Annotated in this window: 18 protein-coding genes, 1 tRNA gene and 2 pseudogenes; 17 read left to right on the top strand and 4 right to left on the bottom strand. The window is 71.9% G+C overall.

Annotated features, from left to right (window positions below):
- Window positions 1-15 precede the first annotated feature (15 nt).
- Together ACZ8ZB_RS04195 and ACZ8ZB_RS04190 are read left to right on the top strand one after the other, a co-directional pair.
- Entirely contained in the window at window positions 16-495 is a 480-nt protein-coding gene (locus ACZ8ZB_RS04195) for an NUDIX hydrolase (protein WP_470736368.1), read from the top strand.
- Window positions 496-550: 55 nt separating this feature from the next.
- Window positions 551-667: pseudogene (locus ACZ8ZB_RS04190) on the top strand (3-hydroxybutyrate dehydrogenase); the annotation flags it as partial.
- 883 nt (window positions 668-1,550) lie between these two features.
- Here the strand turns inward: ACZ8ZB_RS04190 and ACZ8ZB_RS04185 are convergent.
- Together ACZ8ZB_RS04185 and ACZ8ZB_RS04180 are read right to left on the bottom strand one after the other, a co-directional pair.
- Complete coding sequence (locus tag ACZ8ZB_RS04185; RefSeq protein ID WP_470736367.1) at window positions 1,551-2,531, bottom strand: phosphotransferase family protein; 981 nt, start codon at window positions 2,529-2,531, stop codon at window positions 1,551-1,553.
- Window positions 2,532-3,004: 473 nt separating this feature from the next.
- Window positions 3,005-4,303 carry a glycosyltransferase gene (locus tag ACZ8ZB_RS04180; protein WP_470736366.1) on the bottom strand — a complete coding sequence of 433 codons (1,299 nt, stop codon included), beginning with the start codon at window positions 4,301-4,303 and terminating at the stop codon, window positions 3,005-3,007.
- Window positions 4,304-4,766: 463 nt separating this feature from the next.
- Here ACZ8ZB_RS04180 and ACZ8ZB_RS04175 point away from each other — a divergent pair, with 463 nt between their 5' ends.
- The 8 genes from ACZ8ZB_RS04175 to ACZ8ZB_RS04140 all read left to right on the top strand — a co-directional run bounded on the left by ACZ8ZB_RS04175 (window position 4,767) and on the right by ACZ8ZB_RS04140 (window position 12,813).
- Window positions 4,767-5,144, top strand: a complete 378-nt coding sequence (locus ACZ8ZB_RS04175; protein ID WP_470736365.1) for an ASCH domain-containing protein — start codon at window positions 4,767-4,769, stop codon at window positions 5,142-5,144.
- A gap of 283 nt (window positions 5,145-5,427) precedes the next feature.
- Window positions 5,428-7,560, top strand: coding sequence for a cellulose binding domain-containing protein (locus tag ACZ8ZB_RS04170; protein ID WP_470736364.1), 2,133 nt, complete (start codon window positions 5,428-5,430; stop codon window positions 7,558-7,560).
- A 160-nt stretch (window positions 7,561-7,720) separates the two neighbouring features.
- The gene (locus ACZ8ZB_RS04165; protein WP_470736363.1) at window positions 7,721-8,113 is read left to right on the top strand and encodes a VOC family protein; all 393 of its coding nucleotides are present in this window, start codon (window positions 7,721-7,723) and stop codon (window positions 8,111-8,113) included.
- 34 nt (window positions 8,114-8,147) lie between these two features.
- Window positions 8,148-8,693: a hypothetical protein gene (locus ACZ8ZB_RS04160; RefSeq protein ID WP_470736362.1), complete on the top strand. Its 546-nt coding sequence runs from the start codon at window positions 8,148-8,150 to the stop codon at window positions 8,691-8,693.
- A 278-nt stretch (window positions 8,694-8,971) separates the two neighbouring features.
- On the top strand, window positions 8,972-11,404 hold the full coding sequence (locus tag ACZ8ZB_RS04155) for a sensor histidine kinase (RefSeq protein WP_470736361.1): 2,433 nt from the start codon (window positions 8,972-8,974) through the stop codon (window positions 11,402-11,404).
- A complete protein-coding gene (locus ACZ8ZB_RS04150) occupies window positions 11,401-11,847 on the top strand; it encodes a roadblock/LC7 domain-containing protein (RefSeq protein WP_470736360.1) in 447 nt (148 codons plus the stop codon). The genes ACZ8ZB_RS04155 and ACZ8ZB_RS04150 overlap by 4 nt, the downstream gene beginning before the upstream one ends.
- Window positions 11,844-12,242, top strand: a complete 399-nt coding sequence (locus tag ACZ8ZB_RS04145; RefSeq protein WP_470736359.1) for a DUF742 domain-containing protein — start codon at window positions 11,844-11,846, stop codon at window positions 12,240-12,242. The genes ACZ8ZB_RS04150 and ACZ8ZB_RS04145 overlap by 4 nt, the downstream gene beginning before the upstream one ends.
- Window positions 12,223-12,813, top strand: a complete 591-nt coding sequence (locus tag ACZ8ZB_RS04140) for a GTP-binding protein (RefSeq protein ID WP_470736358.1) — start codon at window positions 12,223-12,225, stop codon at window positions 12,811-12,813. The genes ACZ8ZB_RS04145 and ACZ8ZB_RS04140 overlap by 20 nt, the downstream gene beginning before the upstream one ends.
- 156 nt (window positions 12,814-12,969) lie before the next feature.
- Here the strand turns inward: ACZ8ZB_RS04140 and ACZ8ZB_RS04135 are convergent.
- Both ACZ8ZB_RS04135 and ACZ8ZB_RS04130 read right to left on the bottom strand, forming a co-directional pair.
- A pseudogene (locus ACZ8ZB_RS04135) lies at window positions 12,970-13,134 on the bottom strand (alpha-L-rhamnosidase C-terminal domain-containing protein); the annotation flags it as partial.
- 146 nt (window positions 13,135-13,280) lie between these two features.
- Complete coding sequence (locus ACZ8ZB_RS04130) at window positions 13,281-14,486, bottom strand: S8 family peptidase (RefSeq protein WP_470736357.1); 1,206 nt, start codon at window positions 14,484-14,486, stop codon at window positions 13,281-13,283.
- A gap of 224 nt (window positions 14,487-14,710) precedes the next feature.
- On the opposite strand from ACZ8ZB_RS04130, the gene ACZ8ZB_RS04125 reads away from it, so the two are divergent.
- The 7 genes from ACZ8ZB_RS04125 (at window position 14,711) to ACZ8ZB_RS04095 (ending at window position 19,819) form a co-directional block, all read left to right on the top strand.
- Entirely contained in the window at window positions 14,711-15,295 is a 585-nt protein-coding gene (locus ACZ8ZB_RS04125; RefSeq protein WP_470736356.1) for a helix-turn-helix domain-containing protein, read from the top strand.
- A gap of 32 nt (window positions 15,296-15,327) precedes the next feature.
- The gene (locus ACZ8ZB_RS04120) at window positions 15,328-15,873 is read left to right on the top strand and encodes a GNAT family N-acetyltransferase (RefSeq protein WP_470741414.1); all 546 of its coding nucleotides are present in this window, start codon (window positions 15,328-15,330) and stop codon (window positions 15,871-15,873) included.
- A gap of 30 nt (window positions 15,874-15,903) precedes the next feature.
- The gene (locus ACZ8ZB_RS04115) at window positions 15,904-16,290 is read left to right on the top strand and encodes an MmcQ/YjbR family DNA-binding protein (RefSeq protein WP_470736355.1); all 387 of its coding nucleotides are present in this window, start codon (window positions 15,904-15,906) and stop codon (window positions 16,288-16,290) included.
- An 81-nt stretch (window positions 16,291-16,371) separates the two neighbouring features.
- Window positions 16,372-16,445 (top strand) — tRNA-Pro (locus tag ACZ8ZB_RS04110).
- A gap of 334 nt (window positions 16,446-16,779) precedes the next feature.
- Complete coding sequence (locus ACZ8ZB_RS04105) at window positions 16,780-18,060, top strand: ABC transporter substrate-binding protein (RefSeq protein WP_470736354.1); 1,281 nt, start codon at window positions 16,780-16,782, stop codon at window positions 18,058-18,060.
- A 5-nt stretch (window positions 18,061-18,065) separates the two neighbouring features.
- Complete coding sequence (locus ACZ8ZB_RS04100) at window positions 18,066-18,986, top strand: carbohydrate ABC transporter permease (protein ID WP_470741413.1); 921 nt, start codon at window positions 18,066-18,068, stop codon at window positions 18,984-18,986.
- Window positions 18,986-19,819: a carbohydrate ABC transporter permease gene (locus ACZ8ZB_RS04095; RefSeq protein ID WP_470736353.1), complete on the top strand. Its 834-nt coding sequence runs from the start codon at window positions 18,986-18,988 to the stop codon at window positions 19,817-19,819. Before ACZ8ZB_RS04100 ends, ACZ8ZB_RS04095 begins: the two co-directional genes overlap by 1 nt.
- The last annotated feature ends 8 nt before the right edge of the window (window positions 19,820-19,827 follow it).

Raw genomic sequence — 19,827 nt, 5'->3', positions numbered from 1 at the left:
GTTAGGGTCGGGGACATGGCTACTCCTGACTTCATCCGCACCCTGCGCGCCTCCGCCGGTCATCAGCTGCTCTGGCTCCCCGGGGTCACCGCACTCGTCTTCGACGACGAGGACAGGGTCCTGCTGAACCGCCGGACCGACACCCGCAAGTGGTCGGTGATCGGCGGCATCCCCGATCCCGGGGAGCAGCCCGCGGCCTGCGCCGTGCGGGAGGTCGAGGAGGAGACCGCGGTGCGCTGCGCCGTCGAGCGGGTCGTGCTGGTCCAGGCGCTGGACCCGGTGACGTACGGCAACGGAGACGTCTGCCAGTACATGGACATCACCTTCCGCTGCCGTGCCCTCGGCGGCGAGGCACGGGTCAACGACGACGAGTCGCTGGACGTCGGCTGGTTCGCCGTGGACGCGCTGCCGGAGCTCGACGAGTTCGCGCACTTCCGGATCAAGCAGGCCATGTCCGACGCGCCCACATGGTTCGACCCCACTGGGCTTGGCTGAACTGCAGGGCCTGACCACACGGGGCGGCATGGGGGTGCTGCCCAGGGCGCGGGACATGACCGCGTCCCGTGCCCTCCCGGCCCTCCACGCCACCCCGCTCGACCCCGGTGGCCGTGCCGCCCTCGTCACCGGTGCCGCCGGCGGCACCGGCCGCGCCTGTGCGCTGCGGCTGGTCCGCTCCATCGAGGAGTTCCCGCCCGACGCCTTCCATACGGGTCTGCCCCGGGTCGGCGCCGAGCCGGGGCAGCGTCGTGGTGGATGACCACCGCGGCAGACCCCGGGGTCCGTGGAGGGTCACCGACGTGCCGGTACCGACCGGACACGCGGCGGCGGTCGCCAGGGAAGGGGGCGAGGATCTCCGCCGCATTTTGCTAGCCTGCCCGCCCGCCATCAGCGGGAGACGACCTCCGATCCCAAGGCGGTGCGCCGTGCCTCGTGCCCAGTCGTCTCCGAAGGATCTCCCATGGCTGCGCTGACCCGGAAGGAAGGACAGCGCACCACAGGCCCGCGAGCCGTCCCTGATCGGTGGGACCGTCCGGCTTTCCGGCTCGATCCTGGTGGGACTGCTGGCGGGACTGGTGCTGCAGGTGTGGACTCTGGCCTTTCTCGGCCGACTGGGCAGCGGGGCTCCGTACATTCGCGCCATTTACGCCCCAGCGGGATTCCTCGTGCTCGCGGTGACCGAGGGACTGGTGGTCGCCGCGCAGGTCTGGTCAACCACGGAGACACACCGGTGACCGCCCGGGACGACGGTCCCCCTCGAAGCGAAGGGCTGGCGCGTGGTGGACCGGCTGGGCACCCTCGATCGGGAGGGGTGAAGGCTCGCGGACGGTCTTCGCGGCATTCGGTGCCGCTGCGGCGTCTCCGGAGTGCTACTGGGAAAGGGCCTGGGCGAGAAGGGCGGCTTCGCTGACGGGTGGTGTGCGGGTGGCCCGCGGCGATGTGCGCCGGGCTGCCCCGGATCCACCTTCTCCGGCCGCCGCGCTCCCCCATCGGGCTCCGAAGGGTTCTCGCACTCCGTGGCCGCGCAGCGTCGAGGGGACCGTCTCCGTTCCTCACCCGCCAAGCAGGGCCACGGTCTCCTGCAGCCGCTCGCACGCCCAGTCGTACTGCTCGGTGCCGGTGTGTGCCCGGAAGTCCGTCTCGATGATCTGGACCAGAGCGAGGTGAAGGTTGTACAGCCGTCGACGGGTCCGCTCGGTGGTGGTGAGCGGCCGGTGGCCGTAGCCGCGGATGAAAGCCGTGGCGTCCCCGAACGCGGCCGACTCACTCGCGGTGAAGCCGAACTCCATCAGCGGATCACCGTAGAACGCCCGCTCGTGATCGAGGATCGCCACGACCTGGCCGTCACGCACCATGCAGTTGCCCGGCCACAGGTCCCACTCGACGAACCGGGGTTCTGTTACCTCGTCCAGCGAATCGGCGTGGGCGGCCACGACTTCGCGGATCACGTCGTAGCCGTGCGGGAGGACGACATTGCGTCGCTTGCCGTCGTCCAGCAGCTCCTCGACCATCCGCAGGAAGGCCGCACGCCACGTGCCTTCGCCCGGTCCGGCCAGCGGGCCGAAGGCGGTGCCGGGGATGGTGTTGAGCTCGCGGGTGATCGCGCCGAGCGCCTCGTCGTACGCGTCGATCTGCGTCTGGGTCAGGGTGTCCCTGATGACGTGGAGGTTGTCCGCATCGACGTACGTCATGAAGAAGTAGTCGGCGTCGCACACCTCATGGGTCCGATCGGCGAACTCGACCTCCGGCACGGGAACCTTCGTGTGCTCTCGGATCAGCCGCAGGGCCTTCAGCTCGGTGGCCATGGCGCCGCGCTCGTAGGTCATGACCTCGACATCCGGTGGCGGCGCGATCTTGAGGACAACCTGCGTGCCGGATCGCAACCGGATCCGGTAGGCCACGTTGAACCAGCCGTCGCTCAGTTCGCTGACCCAGTCCTCGCCCGCGTCGCACACCTCTTCCGGGCCGTAGGCGCGGGCGACCATGGTGCGAAGTACCTCAACGGGCTGCCGGTTCTTTGTGATGCTCTCCATCAATCCTCCGCCCCAAGCATGATCGGACGGTAGCACCAGGGCGCAGTTGTGCACTCGGCCCCCCGGGGGCGCCTTGCTGCTGGTCCCTCGACGTCGTCGACTGTCGACGTGGCGATGATCCTCTCCTCAGCAGCCGTACCACCCCTGCCGCACGATGTCGGTGACGTCCGCACCTCACCGTGTCCGGACGGAGCTTGCCGTGCCGGTACCCGCGGCACTGCCCGGCGCCGCGGAGGCGCAGGCGACACGTTGCCGGAGCAGGCGACGCCATGGCTCGATGGAGTGACACCCGGAATCCCGGTCGCAGGGTCGCGGAGAGGCGACCCTGCGATGGTTCTGGCCGACGGCCGACGCCCTCCGGCTGCGGCCGGGGAGGCTTCGAGAGCCCCGCGCCGCGCGGGTACGCCGGCAGTGCGCCGCGGGACGTGAGCGGGCGGGGGCAGGGGACTCGGTGCGTCCGAGGGCCGGTGGGATCAGCCCGTGGCGGCCCGCTCGATCAGGTCCGCGGCCTTGTGCAGTCCGTCGCGCGCCCGGATCGTCTCACCGGCCTCGGTGAGGGTGCGCCGCAGAGCCGGGTCGCCGAGCAGACGGTCGATCGCGCCGTGGAGCCGGGCGTCGGTGAAGCGGTACGGGTCGAGCCGGACGCCGTAACCCAGTTCGTCCATGCGCTGGGCGTTGTCGTGCTGGTCCCAGAACAGCGGCAGCAGGATCATGGGCTTGCCGAAGTGGAGGGACTCGGTGGTCGTGTTGTTGCCGCCGTGCGTGATGACGAGGTCGACGAGCGGGAGGATCCGGGTCTGCGGCAGGAACTCCTCGCCCCACATGTTCGGAGGCAACTCGATCTCCTCGTGCAGCGGGCCCTTGGAGACGATGTAGCGGTGCGGGGTGCGGGCGAGCGAGGCGATGACCCTGCGCATGAGGTCCACGTCGGCCGAGCCGAGCGAGCCGAGGCTGAAATAGATCAGCGCGCCGCCGACGTCGGCCAGGGCGGGCGGCAGCGTGAAACTCTCCCGCGTCTCACGGACCGAGGAGTCCAGCCGGTGCCAGGCGGGGCCCAGCGGACGGGCGTCCGTGTAGTCGGCCGACTCGGGATAGACGTACAGGTTCAGATCGCCCTCGTGGATGAACTCCAGGTCGGGCAGCGGGCGTGCGCCCTGCTCGGTCACCCAGGCGCTGAAGTCGCTCCACAGGCTCCGGTGCGTGCGGTCGTACTCGGCGCGGAACGCGTCCCACTCGCTCCGGTCCCCGGCCGGGTGTCCGGAGAACGGCGGCGGAACACGCTCGCCCTTCATCTCCAGCGGGTTGCACGAAACGATCCGTACGAAGGGAACGCCCGCCGTGGTCAGCGCCGGGAAGCACACGACGTTGTCCTCGACGATCACATCCGGCCGGACCCGGTCGATGATCTCCTTCAGCCGCGGCTCGCAGTACCGGGCGCCGGAGACCAACTCCTCCCACACCGGCTTGATCCAGGTGCCCAGCTGCTCGATGGTCGGCTTCCGGAACTCGGGCGCGGTGTCGCGTACGAAGTCCTTCCAGAACTGGCCCGCGTCCTGGGGCTTCTCGGACGGCGGGGCCAGGTCGACCAGCTCCTCCTCGAAACCGAGCGGTGCGAGACGGCCCTTCCAGGACGCCTCCGCGGCGAACACCACGCGGTGCCCCCGGCGGCGCAGGACGTCCCCGATCCCCACGCAGTTGTTCGTCGGCCCGTACGCGCTCTCCGGTGCGAAGAGGATGGTCAGGGGCCGTAACGGCCCTCCCGTAGGCGGCAAGCCCAACTCCTTTACACGTGAAGGACGTTCCGGAGTCTCGCACCGGATCCGAGCGTCGGGCAAGACCTCCGGGGCCGCCGTCCGGCGGCGGTCCTCGGTCCGCTCGCCCTCCTGCTCGGCCAGGACGGACGGCGGCGCCGCAGCTCGCGCTGCGGTGAGTGACGGTCATCGGCCCCTGCCACTCGATGCGGTGCCGATGAGATGAGGGGTGCGGCGACGACGCACCGGGGACGTCCGGGGCCGGCGTCACCTGGTCGGTCGTCGACGTCCTCGGCGCACGCGGCGCGTTCGCTCTGTGCACCGGCGTGCTCGACGCAGTCGGCGAAGGCGGTGTGGTGTTTGTTCCTCATGCGGTTCGCGGGGGTGGTGTGCCGGGGCGCATAATGATCGTTTCGAAGTGACCAACGTCCGTAGTGCGGGCGATCGAGTGAGGCGATGAGCTGTGTGGCCACGAGTCGACGGTATGCGCACGATGGAGCTCGGCACCCCGGGCGGGCTGCGGGGCCGGCTCAACTCGCTGGTCCTGGCCGGACGGAAGACCGCCACGACCTGCCTGCTGGCCGAGTACGTCGAGGAGACCGAGGGCCTCGAGTTCGTCGGTGAGCGGCTGGCCCTCCTGGACGACGACGGTCACGCGATCGCCACCCTGGAGATCACGGGGGTGGAGCAGAAGTCCTTCGCCGAGGTCACGTGGGAACACGCTGCCGCCGAGGGCGAGGGCGACGCTTCCCTCGAGGAGTGGCGCACGGTGCACCGTGAGTTCTGGAAGAGCGAGGGCACGCCGGTCGAGGACGGCTCTCCCCTCGTGTGCCTCACCTTCCGTGTCGTGGAGACCTTCTGACCGCAGGCCTCGGCACCGGCGGGACACGGCCGTCACGGGCGGCCGGTGCTCCCACGGGCGGCCCGTCTGTTGACAGGACGTCACACCCCTCCCATCATGGGAGCGCTCCCATCGGCGGGATCCGCCATGCGCAGCCCGTGCACGACCGCACCGCATCCACGCACCGCTTCCTGTGCCGCCGGCGCGGAACGTCCTGCTGCCGCGCCGGCGCTCCGCCCGTCCGGCCGCACGGTCCGGCGTCCGCCGACCCGCCCGCGCCGCCGGACCCCGAGGGAGGACCCCCATGTCCTTGCCGCAGAGATCCGGCCGGCCGGCCGGTACCGGCGTCCGCCACCTCGCACGCGCCGCCGCCGCCCTGGCCGTCGCGCTCGCCCTGCTGTCCCCGCTGAACACCGCCGGTGCCGCGTCGGCCGCCGTGCCCGGGGAACCCGCCGCGGACGTCGACGTCCGGGTCAACGCGCAGGCGTCGCTGGGCCGCATCTCCGACACCGCGCGCGGGGTCAACACGGCCATCTGGGACTCGCACATGAACGATCCCGAGGTCGCCGACCTGATGAAGGCGGCCGACGTCGGGGCGATGCGCTACCCCGGCGGCTCGTACGCGGACATCTACCACTGGGAGACGCACACGGCGCCCGGCGGATACGTCGCCCCCGGCACCGGCTTCGACGCCTTCATGGGCACCGTCCGCGCCGCCGGCGCCCAGCCGATCCTGATCGCCAACTACGGCTCCGGCACGCCCGAGGAGGCGGCCGGCTGGGTCCGGTACGCCAACGTCACCAAGGACTACGACGCGCGGTACTGGGAGATCGGCAACGAGATCTACGGCAACGGTCACTACGGCAACGGCTGGGAGCACGACGAGCACGAGGACAAGAGCCCCCGGGAGTACGCCCGTCAGGTCCGCGCCTACGCCGAGGCCATGAAGGCCGTCGACCCCACCGTCAAGATCGGCGCGGTGCTCACCACCCCGGGCCACTGGCCGGACGGCGTCGTCGGCGAGGGCGATCCGGGCGACTGGAACCACACCGTGCTCTCCGAGGTCACCGACGTCATCGACTTCGTGAGCGTCCACTGGTACGCGGGCGGCGCCGACACCACCGCCGAGGACGCCATGACGAGGCTGACCAGGCTGCCCGGCGAGCTGCGGGAGGTGCGCAACCAGCTCGACCGGTACGCGGGCGCCGACTCCCCGCGCATCGGCATCGCCCTCACCGAGATCAACACCAACACCGGCGGCGCCATGCTCACCGCCCGCCCCAACGGCCTGTTCGCCGCCGACGCGTTCCTGACGGCCCTGGAGAACGGCGTCTTCACCGTCGACTGGTGGAACACCCACAACGGCGTCGGCCGGATCACCACCGTCGACGGCGAGACGGACTACGGCGACATGGGGATGCTCTCCAGCGGCGCCTGCGCCGGCGACGTCTGCGAGCCGGCGCCCAACACGCCGTTCCACCCCTACTACGGCATGAAGATGACCGGCGAACTGGGCACCGCGGGCGACACCCTGGTCGCCGCCTCGTCCTCCGCGCAGGACGTCTCCGCGCACGCCGTACACCGCCGGGACGGACGGCTGAGCGTCCTGCTGATCAACAAGGACCCGGACGCCGCCCGCACCGTGGACCTCGCGTACACGGGCTTCACCCCCTCCGCCGCCGCACCCGAGGTCAGCCGTTACGCGCGCGGCGACACCGACGTCACCGACGTCACCGGCGGCACGGCGTCCGCCTCCCGGGTCACCGTGCCGCCGTACGGGATGCTCGCCGTCACGCTCTCCCCGCAGGCCGGCACCGGGCCGGGCGCCTCCGGCGCCGAGCCCCCGGGAGCGCCGCGGCTGGAGGCGGTGACCGGCACCACCGCGAGCCTGTCCTGGGAGGGCGCCGCGGGCGCCACCCGCTACCTGGTCCAGGAGCGCGACGGCGCGCACACCCACGTGGTGGGCGAGACCACCGGCACGTCGGTGACCCTGCGGAACCTGCCCCCGGGCAGCACCCACACGGTCAACGTGCTGGCGGCCGACGCCTCGGGCCGGCTCTCCGCGCCGTCCACCCCGCTGACCTTCACCACCGGCACTCCGCCGGACGCCCCCTGCGCGGTGACCTACCACCGCGACACGAGCTGGGGCAACGGCTTCGTGGCCACGGTCACCGTCCGGAACCTGTCGGACACCCCGATCACCGGCTGGACCGTGGACTGGGACTGGCCGACCGACCGCCAGTCGGTGTCCTCCGGCTGGAACGCCACGTTCCACCAGACCGGCCGGCACGTACGGGTGACCGCCCCCGAGGGCGCCGGGCCGCTGGCCCCCGACGGCGGGTCGGCGGCCTCGTTCGGCTTCGTCGGCGCCAACGACGGGCCCAACCCGCAGCCGACGGCCTTCCGCCTCAACGGCGCCGTCTGCTCGGGAGGCTGACACCCGGTCCGCCCGGGACCGGTGGCGGGGTGATCCGCTCCCGGACGGACCGGTCTCCCGAGGGGTGAAGGACGTACGACCGTCCGGCCGCCGCCCGCGTGGCGCGCACGGTGTGACCTGGGACGTGCAGGACGGTCCACCCGCGGAGGAGACACGGAGCATGTTCGCTCAAACACAGGCGTTCAGCGGTTTCTCGGTCGACGACCTCGGCGAGGCCCGCCGGTTCCACGGCGGGACCCTGGGCCTTCCGGTGGAGGAGACCGGGCAGGGGGACATGCGGGTGCTGTCCCTCACCCTCGGCGGCGGCGCGCGGGTCTTCGTCTACCCGAAGGAGACGCACACCCCCGCGACGTTCACGATCCTCAACTTCCCCGTCGACGACATCGACGCCGCCGTCGCCGAACTGGAGCGGCGCGGCGTCCCGCTGGAGCGTTACGCGGAGTTCGAGCACGACGAGAAGGGCGTCGTCCGGGGCGCCGGCGAAGGCCCCGCGGCGATCGCGTGGTTCACCGACCCGGCCGGGAACGTCCTCTCCGTGCTCCAGGAGGACTGACCGGGACCGACCAGCGGCACGGTACGGACCGCGCGTGCCGCCCCTCGCCCATGGGGCGTCCGCCGGTCCCGCGGTACGGCGAGCGACGTGTCTCCCGAGTCAGCAGGAACTGCCGCAGGACGACGAACTGCTCCCGCACGACGAGGAGCCGCTCCCGCACGACGACGAACTCCCGCAGGAGGAGGAGCCGCTCCCGCAGGACGCGGAACTGCCGCTGGAACCGCCGCCGGCGCAGTCGCTCGGCGAGCCTCCGCTCGCGCCCGACTCCCACCAGGACGGCTGGTGGAGCGTGCTGCCTGCGTCGTGCGCCGACGCTCCGCCGTGCGTGGCACCGGTCCCGGCCGGCCACGTTCCACGGCCGGGCCCGGCGCCCGGGCCGTACGCGGTCGCCCGCATGCCCAGATCGTCCCAGGCGCGGCGCCACGCCCGGCGCACCATCCAGGTGACCCCCGTGACGAGCACCAGTGCGCACCCGCCCACCCACACGAACACGATCCCCATGACGTCCCCCTTCCGCCGGGCCTGCGCACCGACTGTCCGCAGGCTGCCCCGCCCGCCGGTGACCCGAAGCGCCTTTTGAGCAAGTCCAGAGGTTCGGCGCGGTCGCGCGGGCCGGTGCGGCCGGTCCGGCGGCACCCGCGGGGTCGGCCGGTCGCGGTCGTGGTGACGGGGATGCCGGAACCAAACATTCCGTTACGGGGTGACAGGTCCGTTTCCGTAGGCCGCGTTCCCTCTCGTCGTCGAATGCGCTTTCGGTATTCGCGCGCTGTATGGCTAATATCAAGCCACCAACCGCTACTGTCTGGCGCGTTCTCGTCACCGGTGCGGCAGACCGGTGACGAGGAGGGTGTCCAGCGGGTGAGCGGATCGAACAGGAACGGGCGGCGCGGAAGGAACGGCGCGCGGGCCGCCCGCCGGCACGGGGGCGCGACGGACGAGCGGACGCGGACGGCCGGTGAACGGCGTCTACCGCTGCGCACGATGCTGCTGGTGCTGCTGCTCGTGCCGAGCGTGGCGCTGGTCGGACTGTGGGGCCTGGCCACGTACGAACTGGGCAACGAGTACCGGGTGCAGGCCGCCCAGCACGACCTGAAGACGACCGTGGGCCCGCGCAACGCGGCCCTGTTCAACGCCCTGCAGCGGGAACGGCGGCTGACCCAGGAGGTGCTGGCCGCGCCCGGGGCGTCCCGGACCGCCCTGGCCGGGCAGCGCGTGGTCACCGACCGGGCCCTGCGCGCCTTCGAGCCGCTGGCCTCCGCGGACACCAGCGACGGCCAGCAGGGCCTGGCCGCCGCGATCTCCCGGACCGTGCGGGTGACCGGCAGGCTCGCGCAGGAGCGCCGGGCGGTGGATGCCGGGACCGCCGACGAGGAGCGGGCGTTCACCTACTACACCGAGGCCATCGCGGCCGGCACCGAGGTCTTCGCGGCGATCTCCCGCGGCGCCAACGGTGAGGTGACCGGCCTGTCGCAGGTCCTGTTCGACCTGAACGGGGCCGTGGACATGATCAATCGCGAGGACGCGGTGCTGGCTCGGGGCTGGCCCTCGGGCAGGCTGTCCGACGAGGACCACGACCTGGTCACCGACGCCGTCGGCACCCACGAGTACCTGCTCAAGTCGCGTGTGGCGCCGAACCTCAACGCCGAGGAGAGCCGGCTCTACACGGCGATGACCAAGAGCGAGGAATGGCGGACGCGGGTCGAGCTGGAGGAGCGGCTGCAGGCCTCCGGCGGCGGAGGCGTCGAGCTGTCCCCCGCCCGCGCCAAGGAGTGGCGGGCCTCGGCGGACTCCTCGATCGCCCGTCTCGAGGAACTCATCGGCGTGCACAGCCAGGTCTCCGACGCCGCCGGCGCCGCCGCCGTGCGGCAGCTGAAGCTGTACCTGTACTCCGTCGCGGCCCTCGGCCTGTTCGCCGTCGTCCTGGTCGTGCTGATGACCTGGCGGCTGACCACGCTCCTGCGCCGGCGCGTCCTCGCCGTGCACGGCCAGGCGCAGGACCTGGAACAGCGGCTGCCGCAGGTGGTCACCCGGCTCGTACAGGGCGAGAACGTGGACGTGGACGCCGAGGTCCCGGAACTGTCCCCGGCCGCGGACGAGCTCGGCGAGCTGAGCCGGGCGCTGAACCTGGCCGGCCGCACCGCGGTGCACACCGCGGTGCGCCAGGCGGAGCAGCACCGCGGCTTCGAACGGCTGCTGCAGCGCATCGCGCGCCGCACCCAGCTCCTGATCGGCCTGCAGCTGAAGAAGCTGGACGAGCTGGAGCGCCGGCACGAGGACCCGCAACTGCTGGAAGACCTGTTCGACCTGGACCACCTCACCGCCCGGCTGCGCCGCTACGAGGAGAACCTGGTGATCCTCGCGGGCGGCCAGCCCCGGCGCCGGTGGCGCAAACCGGTGCCGCTGCTGGACGTCCTGCGCGCCGCGCAGGGCGAGGTCCAGGACTACCGGCGCATCGAGATCGACGTCGAGGGCCGGCCGTGGATCTCCGAGCGGGCGGTGGGGCCGTTGATCCACATCCTGGCCGAGCTGATGGAGAACGCGACCGCGTTCTCCAAGCCGCCGGCTCCGGTCGAGGTCAAGGCGGCTCCGGTCAGCCGGGGTGTCGTGGTGGAGATGGAGGACCGCGGGCTGGGCATGGAGGCCGAACAGTACGAGGCCGTCAACGCCCTGATGCAGGAGCCCCCGCAGATGGACGTGATGACCCGCGCCGACGACGTGCGCCTGGGCCTGTACGTGGTGGCCCGCCTGGCGGCGGGCCTGGGCCTGCAGGTGGAACTGCGGCCCTCGGCGTTCGGCGGCACCCGCGTCATCGTCCTCGTCCCGCAGGACCTCGTGGCCGAGCGGCCCCGATCGGTGCCGGACGCGGCCGACGGCCCGTCGCCGGAGGACGTCGGCACCCCCCTCGCCCCGTCGCGCCGGCCCGGCGGACCCCGTCCCGCGGAGGTCTCCCGCCCCGCGGACGGCTCGGACGACCTGCCGGTACGGTCGCGGGGACGGGCGATGGCCGACGTCACCGCACCGGCGCCGCCCCCCGCGGGCTCGTCGGCCCCGCAGACCGGGCCCGTACCCCTGCCCCGCCGGACGCGCCAGGCCAGCCTGGTGGCCGAACTGCGCGCGCCGGCCCCGCAGGACACCCCGGTCTCCCCGACCCCGTCCAGCGCCCCGGCCCGCTCCGGCGCCACCATCGGCGCCTTCCAGCGGCAGTCCCGCAAGAACCGCGCCGCCGGCGCGCGGCCGTCCGCGCCCGGCACCGACCAGTCCGAACCGTCCACGAGGGAAGACCGAGGATGACTCAGCGAACCACCGCCACCGACGCAGACCTGGACTGGCTCCTCGACGGACTGGTCGACCAGGTCGCCGGCGCCCGGCATGCCATCGTGCTGTCCGACGACGGCCTGGTGATCAGCCGCTCGAAGACCGTCGAGCGCTCCGACGCCGAGCGCCTGGCCGCGATCGCCACCGGTCAGCAGAGTCTGGCCCGTGGCGTCGGACAGCTCTTCCAGGGCGGTCCGGTCCACCAGGTCATCGTCGAGATGGCGGACCTGTGGCTGTTCGTCACCGCGGCCGGCCGGGGCACCCACCTGGCCGTGGTCGCCTCCCAGGAGGTCGACGCCGAAGTGATGGCGGTCGCCATGCACACCCTGGTCCAGCAGGTGGGCCAGAGGCTGGGCACCGACGAACGCACCCCGCGGTCCGACCCGCCCCCGCCCGCCGGCGCCGGGGCCGGCGCATGAGGCACTGGACGGAGGACCTGGAGGACGACGCGGACGAACCGCTGGTCCGCCCCTACACCATCACCGGCGGACGCACCACCGCCGGCCGTGACGACCTGACCCTGATCACCCTGATCACGGTACGGGCCACGTCCGGTGCGGACAGCGCGGCCGGCCGGCCCGCACTGCAGCCGGAACACCGCGCCGTCCTGCGCCTGTGCGCGCGCAGGCCGGTCGCGGTGGCCGAGATCGCCGCCGAACTGGACCTGCCGGTGTCGGTGACCAAGATCCTCATCGGCGACCTGATCGACGCCGGCCGGGTACGGGCCAGGCCGCCCCTGGCCTTCGCGCACAACGGCACCCACCCCGACATGACGATCCTTGAGGCGGTGAGAGATGGGCTCCGCGGGCTCTGATCCGGCACAGACGGCCCAGGCCGTGAAGATCCTGGTCGCCGGCGGCTTCGGCGTGGGCAAGACCACCCTGGTCGGCGCGGTCAGCGAGGTCGCCCCCCTGCACACCGAGGAGTACCTGACCCGGGCCAGCGTCGGCGTGGACGACCTGGTCGGCATCGACGCCAAGACCACCACCACCGTCGCCCTGGACTTCGGGCGCATCACCGTCAGCGACGAACTGGTGGTCTACCTGTTCGGGACCCCCGGCCAGGAACGCTTCTGGTTCATGTGGAACGACCTGGTGCTCGGAGCCCTGGGAGCGGTGGTGCTGGTCGACACCCGCCGGCTGGAGGTCAGCTTCGCCTCCATCGACTTCTTCGAGAGCCGCGGTGTCCCGTTCGTGGTCGCGGTCAACTGCTTCCACAACGTCCGCGACCGCACGCCCCAGGAAGTCCGCAGCGCCCTGGACCTGGACCCGCAGGTTCCCCTGGTGATGTGCGACGCGCGCGAACGGACCGACGGCAGGGACGTCCTGCTCACCCTGATCGAACACCTCATGGCCCGCCGCTCCGCACCCCAGCCGACCACGTGATCCCTGCCCGTGCCGCCCCTCCCGGAGCGCGGCACGGCCCCGGCCCCCTGCCGGAACGGGAGGGAGCCGGGACCGGCGGGGCGGAGCGGCACCACCACCGCCTCCCGGCCACTCCCACCGCTTCGTGAACGTGTGCGTGCCCGGCCCGGCCGTCGTCCGTGTTCCACCGGGCAGACGTGTCCCGGCCTCGGTGCCCGGCGGGACGTCCACGGTCAGCCGCGGAGCGCTGCCGCCGAGCCGCCACGCCGAGCGGATGGCGCCGTGCGGACAGATGGGCCGTGCCGACGCCGACGTCAGGCCGCCGCCGGGCCGCGGGGCGATCGTGGTGAACCTGCCCGGGCTGTGCGCGCTCGGGGCCGGGGACGCCCGACCGGCACGGGTGTGCCCCGCGGGCGGGCGGGCCGGCCCGCGGGGCGCCGCGGTTCAGGCCCGGCGGATCACGACGTCACCGCCGGGCCGGGGAACCGTCAGGGGACGAGCTTCAGCAGCCGGTTCGGCGAACCCGAGCCGGGGCCGGTCACCTTGCCGGTGGTCGCGCCGTTCACCAGGGCCGAGGCGACCTGGGCCGGGGTGGCGGAGGTGTGGCCGGCCAGGTAGACCGCTGCCGCTCCGGCGACGTGCGGGGTCGCCATCGAGGTGCCGGAGATGGTGCTGGTCGCGGTGTCACCGGTGTGCCAGCCGGCCGTGATCGAGGAACCCGGGGCGAAGATGTCCAGCACCGAGCCGTAGTTGGAGTAACTCGCCCTGGCGTCCGTGCTGGCCGTGGCGCCCACGGTGATGGCCTCGGTGACCCGGGCCGGTGAGGAGGAGGAGGCGTTGGCGCTGCTGTTGCCCGCGGCGACCGCGTACGTGACGCCGCTCGCTATGGAGTTGCGCACCGCCGTGTCCAGGGTGGTGGACGCGCCGCCGCCGAGCGACAGGTTGGCGACCGAGGGGCCGGAGTGGTTCTTGGTCACCCAGTCGATGCCGGCGATGACCCCGGCGGTGGTCCCGGACCCGTTGTTGTCGAGCACCCGTACGGCGACGATCTTCGCCTTCTTGGCCACTCCGTAGGTGGATCCGGCGATGGTGGTGGCCACATGGGTGCCGTGACCGTTGCCGTCGGAGGCGGTGGTGTCGCCGTCCACGGCGTCGTAACCGTAGGAGGCGCGACCGCTGATCTGCTGATGGGTGATGCGTACGCCGGTGTCGATGACATAGGCCGTGACACCACTGCCCGCGCTGTCCGGGTAGGTGTAGGTGCCGGACAGCGGGAGCGAGGTCTGGTCGATGCGGTCCAGGCCCCACGGCGCGTTGGACTGCGTGGCGGTGACGCTCACCCGCTGGTCCTGCTCGACGGAGGCGACCGCGGGGTCGGCGGCCAGGCGGCCGGCCTCGGTGGCGGAGAGGGTGGCGGTGTAGCCGTTCAGCGCGCTGCCGAACGTCTTCCGCACGCTGCCGCCGTACCGCTCGACCAGGTCCCTGCCCGCGTCCGAGGACGCCTTGAACCCGGCGGCCTTCTTCAGCGTCACGATGTAACTGTCCTTGACCGCGGTGGGGGAGCCGGCGGCGAGCACCGTGCCCTCGGCGGGGGCGGCCTGGGCGGGGGTCGAGGTCAGTCCGGCGGCCAGGGCGGCCGTCGCGACACCGGCGATCGCCGCGAACCGTGTTCTCTTGCTGCGCAGTCGTGCCATGGCGGGGGAGTCCTCCTCCGGGCGGCGCGCCCGGGTGGAGCGCGCGTCTGTGGGGGCGGGTGCGCGTGATCGCACACCGCTGCCTGGAGCGTGGTGTTCCGCTCCCGGCTGCAAGCAAGGCTCATCCATGACTCCCGTGTGGAACAAGGGAGTTGAGCACCTGTCAACAATGTCGTCATGGGCACGACACACAATGATCTCGAATTCGGGATATCGTCCCGGATGTGAGAAACGAGAAGGCCGGGATCGCCCCGGACCCCGTCGACGTCCGGCTCGGCGCGCGACTGGCCGAGCTCAGGGGCGAGCACGGCTGGTCGCTCGGGGAGCTGGCGGAGCGCAGCGGGATCAGCCGGTCCACCCTGTCCAGGGCCGAGCGGGCGGAGACCAGTCCCACCGCCTCCCTGCTCAACCGGCTGTGCGCCGTCTACGGACGGACCATGTCCCAGCTGCTCAGCGAGATCGAGGCGGAGCCCGCGCCGCTGGTGCGGGCCGCCGACCAGCCGGTGTGGCAGGACAGGGCCTCCGGTTTCGTCCGCCGGTCCGTGTCCCCGCCGCACGGCGGGCTGCGCGGCGAGCTCGTCGAGGGCCGGCTCGACGCCGGTGCGGACATCGCCTACGACCGGCCGCCCGTGCCCGGCCTGGAACAGCACATCTGGGTTCTGGAGGGGGCCCTCGCCGTGACGGAACGGGACGTCGAGCACCGTCTCGGCGACGGTGACTGCCTCAGACTCCGCGTCTGGGGACCCACCCGGTTCCGCTGTCCCGGCCCGGAAGGCGTGCGCTACGTACTGGCGGTGGTGCGGCCGTGAACGCCGTGAACGCCGTGAACGCCGTGAACGCCGTGAACATCGAGAGCCTGGACGCCGCTCGGCTCCAGGACCGGATCCAGGGGTTGGCCGAGCTGCTGGCCGACACGGTGGACGGCGGCGCCTCCGTCGGCTTCCTCGTCCCGCTCGACCGTGCGGAGGCGGCCGCCTGGTGGCGGGAAAGGTCCGCGGCCGTCGCCGCCGGCCGGCTCGAGGTGTGGGTGGCGCACGAGGAACCCGGAGGGGTGCTGGGCACCGTGAGCCTCGCCCTTTCCGACAAGCCCAACAGCACCCACCGTGCGGAACTGGTGAAGCTGATGGTGCACCGCGCGGCCCGTGGCCGGGGCCTCGGCCGGCGGCTGCTGGCCGTCGCGGAGGAGGCGGCCGCCGCGCGGGGCATCACCCTGCTGCACCTGGACACCGAGACCGGCAGCCCGGCCGAGCACCTCTACCGCTCCGCCGGCTGGACCCCCGTCGGCTCCATCCCCGACTACGCGGCGGACCCCGCCGGGGTGCTGCGGCCGACGACGATCTACTACAAGCGTCCGGAAGCGGGCCCCGTGCCGGCCGGCCCCGGATGAGTGTCAGTGCCGGCCGCTACGGTGCCTGCCATGCCGGATGCAGAAGACGTACGACGGATCGCCCTGTCCCTGCCGGACACCACGGAGAAGGTCGCCTGGAACATGCCCACGTTCCGGGTGGCGGGGAAGATGTTCGCCACCCTGCCCGAGGACGAGACCTCCATCGCCGTGCGCTGCCCCAAGGAGGAGCGTGACGAACTGGCCCTCGCCGAACCGGAGAAGTTCTGGATCGCCGGTCACGAGGCGCAGTTCGCCTGGGTCAGGGTCCGCCTCGCCGCCCTGGAGGACGAGGGCGAGCTGCGCGACATCCTCGCCGACTCCTGGCGCCAGGCGGCCCCGCCCCGGCTCCTCGAGGCGCACCCCGGGCTGGGCCTGCCGCCCGCGGACGCGCCCGTCGGGGAAGCCCTGCGGCCGTAAACGGGCGCGCGATCCCCGCCTGGAGTGCGGTATGGTTTCCGTGCGCGTTCGGCCCGGGGAACTCCCAGGTCAGACGGGCAACGGGACGTGGCGCAGCTTGGTAGCGCACTTGACTGGGGGTCAAGGGGTCGCAGGTTCAAATCCTGTCGTCCCGACTTGTCGAGCAGCAGGTCGGCAGGCCGTATCGGGAATGCCCGATACGGCCTTTCCGTCGTTTCCCCACGCGCGGGCCGGAAGGGCCACCGGCGCTCCCCGGCGCCCACCGCCCGGGAGCGCGGGGTGCCGCAGCTCGCGGCGAGAGGGCCGTCCCGCGCCGGGATCGCCGGAAGGCTCCACCGGCTGAACCGGCACCCGTACGCCGAACACCGTGAGCGATTCACAAGCGAATGTCCTTGATGTAGGCGTATGTCCTGTTTAACGTTCGCCGGGTAGGCACCGCCGCGGGTTCGGACACCCGCGCCGCGATCCGGGAAGCGAGGTGGGGAGCGCGTGCACGCGAGGCGCGGACGTACCGGGGGGCCGCGACGGACGCGGGCGCTGGTCGCGCTGACCCTGCTGGCATCGACGCTCGCCGCCTGCGGCGACGAGGACACCTCCCGGCCCACCCTCAACTGGTACAACTTCCCCGACGACTCCGGCGCCCTGCAGAAAGCCGCCGACCGCTGCAGCCGGGCGTCCGGCGGCCGCTACCGCATCAGCTACAACAAACTGCCCCGGGGCGCCGACGGCCAGCGCCAGCAGTTGGTGCGCAGGCTCGCCGCCGAGGACGACTCCCTCGACATCCTGGGCCTGGACGTCACCTGGGCCGCGGAATTCGCCGAGGCCCGCTGGATCCGGGAGTGGACCGGCGAGCCGAAGCGCCGGGCCACCGAGGGCACGCTCCGTGTCCCCCTGCAGACGGCCACCTGGAAGGGCAGGCTGTATGCCGTCCCGTACAACACCAACACCCAGCTCCTGTGGTACCGCGAGGACCTGGTGCCCACTCCGCCGAAGACCTGGTCCGAGATGCTGAACATGTCCCGCGGCCTCGCCCGGCAGGGCAGACCGCACTACGTGGAGATCCAGGGCGCCCAGTACGAGGGCCTCACCGTCTGGTTCAACTCGCTGATCAACAGCGCGGGCGGCACCATCCTCGACCCGAGCGCCACCGGGCCCTCCCTCGGCCCGCCCGCCGTACGGGCCGCCTCGATCATGCGGGAACTCGCGAACTCCCCGGCCGCCGACCCCTCCCTGCCCAACCAGATGGAGGACCAGAACCGCCTGGCCATGGAGTCGGGCGTGGCGGCCTTCGAGCTCAACTACCCGTTCGTCTATCCGTCGATGAGGACGAACAACCCGCGGTTGTTCGAGAACTTCCGCTGGGCGCCCTACCCCCGTGTCGACGCCGACCGTCCCGCCCGCCCCACCATCGGCGGCATCGACCTCGCCGTCAGCGCCTACTCCCGCCACCCCGACCTGGCCTTCGAGGCGGCCCTGTGCCTGCGGAACCGGGAGAACCAGCTCACCGCCGCGCTCGAGGGCGGACTGCCGCCCACCCTGCGCGCCCTGTACGACGAGCCCGCCTTCATGAAGGAGTACCCCTTCTCCCAGGAGGTGCTGGCCGCCCTGGAATCGGCGAGCGTACGGCCGCTCACCCCCGTCTACCAGAACGTGTCGACCGCCGTCTCCCACGCCCTGTCCCCGCCGTCGGAGATCAAGCCCGAGAGCGCGGTCGACACCATCGGGGAACAGATCGGCCAGGCCCTGCGATCCGAGGGTGTGATCCCGTGAGCACGATGGCGGAGCCCACCGAGGGCAAGGCGAAGGGCGGGAAGGCCCTCTCCGCCGGCGCCAGGCAGGAGCGCCGCCTGGGCTGGCTGCTGTGCGCGCCGGCCGTCCTCGTCATGACCGCCGTGACCGCCTACCCCATCGGCTACGCGGTCTACCTGTCCCTCCAGCGTTACGACCTGCGCTTCCCCGCACGGGCCGAGTTCGTGGGCCTGAGCAACTACGGCGCGGTGCTGTCCTCCCCGTTCTGGTGGGACGCCTTCTGGGTCACGGTGTTCCTGACCGCCGTGTCCGTGGCCATCGAGCTCGTCCTCGGCATGGGCCTCGCCCTGGTGATGCACCGCACGCTCTTCCTGCGCGGCACGGTGCGCACCGCGGTCCTCATTCCGTACGGCATCGTCACCGTCGTCGCCGCCTTCTCCTGGCAGTACGCCTGGACCCCCGAACTCGGCTACCTCGCGGAGCTGTTGCCCAGCGGCGACGCCCCGCTCACCGAACAGTGGCCGGCGCTGTGGCTGATCGTCCTCGCCGAGGTGTGGAAGACCACCCCGTTCATGGCGCTGCTCCTGCTGGCCGGCCTCGCCCTCGTCCCCGAGGAGACCCTGAAGGCGGCCATGGTCGACGGCGCCACCCCCTGGCAGCGGTTCACCAAGGTCGTGCTTCCGCTGATGAAACCGGCCATCCTGGTCGCGCTGCTCTTCCGGACCCTGGACGCGTTCCGGATCTTCGACAACATCTACGTCCTGACAGCGGGCGCCCAGGGCACCGGCTCCCTGTCGATCCTCGGCTACGACAACCTGTTCACCGCGCTGAACCTGGGCATCGGGTCGGCGATCTCGGTGCTGATCTTCCTCTGCGTCGGGATCATCGCCTTCACCTTCGTCAAGCTGTTCGGCGCCGCCGCGCCGGGCGCGGAGGTGAAGCGCTGATGGCCGCCGTGGGCACGTCGCACGCCACCCGATGGGGCGTCGTCAACGTCGTGGTGGTGCTGTACGCCCTGTTCCCGGTGTGGTGGATCGTCGCGCTGTCGTTCAAGGACCCCGGCACCCTCACCGACGGCAACTACATCCCGCGGGACTGGACCTGGGAGAACTACCGGGGCATCTTCGAGACCTCCGAGTTCACCCGGGCGCTGGTCAACTCGATCGGCATCGCCCTGATCGCCACCGTGATCGCGGTGATCCTCGGCACCATGGCCGCCTACGCGGTGGCCCGGCTGCGGTTCCCCGGCAAACGGCTGCTGATCGGCATGTCGCTCCTCATCGCCATGTTCCCGCCGATCTCCCTGGTTTCCCCGCTGTTCGACATCGAGCGGATCATCGGGATCTTCGACACCTGGCTCGGGCTGATCATCCCGTACATGACCTTCTCGCTGCCACTGGCGATCTACACCCTGTCGGCGTTCTTCCGTGAGATCCCCTGGGACCTGGAGAAGGCCGCCAAGGTGGACGGGGCCACGCCCGCACAGGCCTTCCGGCTGGTCATCGTGCCGCTCGCCGCACCCGGCGTGTTCACCACCGCCATCCTCGTGTTCATCTTCTGCTGGAACGACTTCCTGTTCGCGATCTCGCTGACCTCCACCGAGTCCGCGCGCACGGTCCCCGCCGCGATCGCCTTCTTCACGGGCAGCTCGCAGTTCCAGCAGCCCACCGGGTCGATCGCCGCGGCCGCCGTGGTGATCACCGTCCCGATCATCATCTTCGTCCTGCTCTTCCAGCGGCGGATCGTCGCCGGACTGACCTCCGGGGCGGTCAAGGGATGAGCGTGAAG

The sequence above is a fragment of the Streptomyces sp. 12E genome (genome assembly GCF_055633275.1).
The sequence above is the reverse complement of the archived record's forward strand: the minus strand, read 5'-3'. Positions and strand labels throughout refer to the sequence as shown.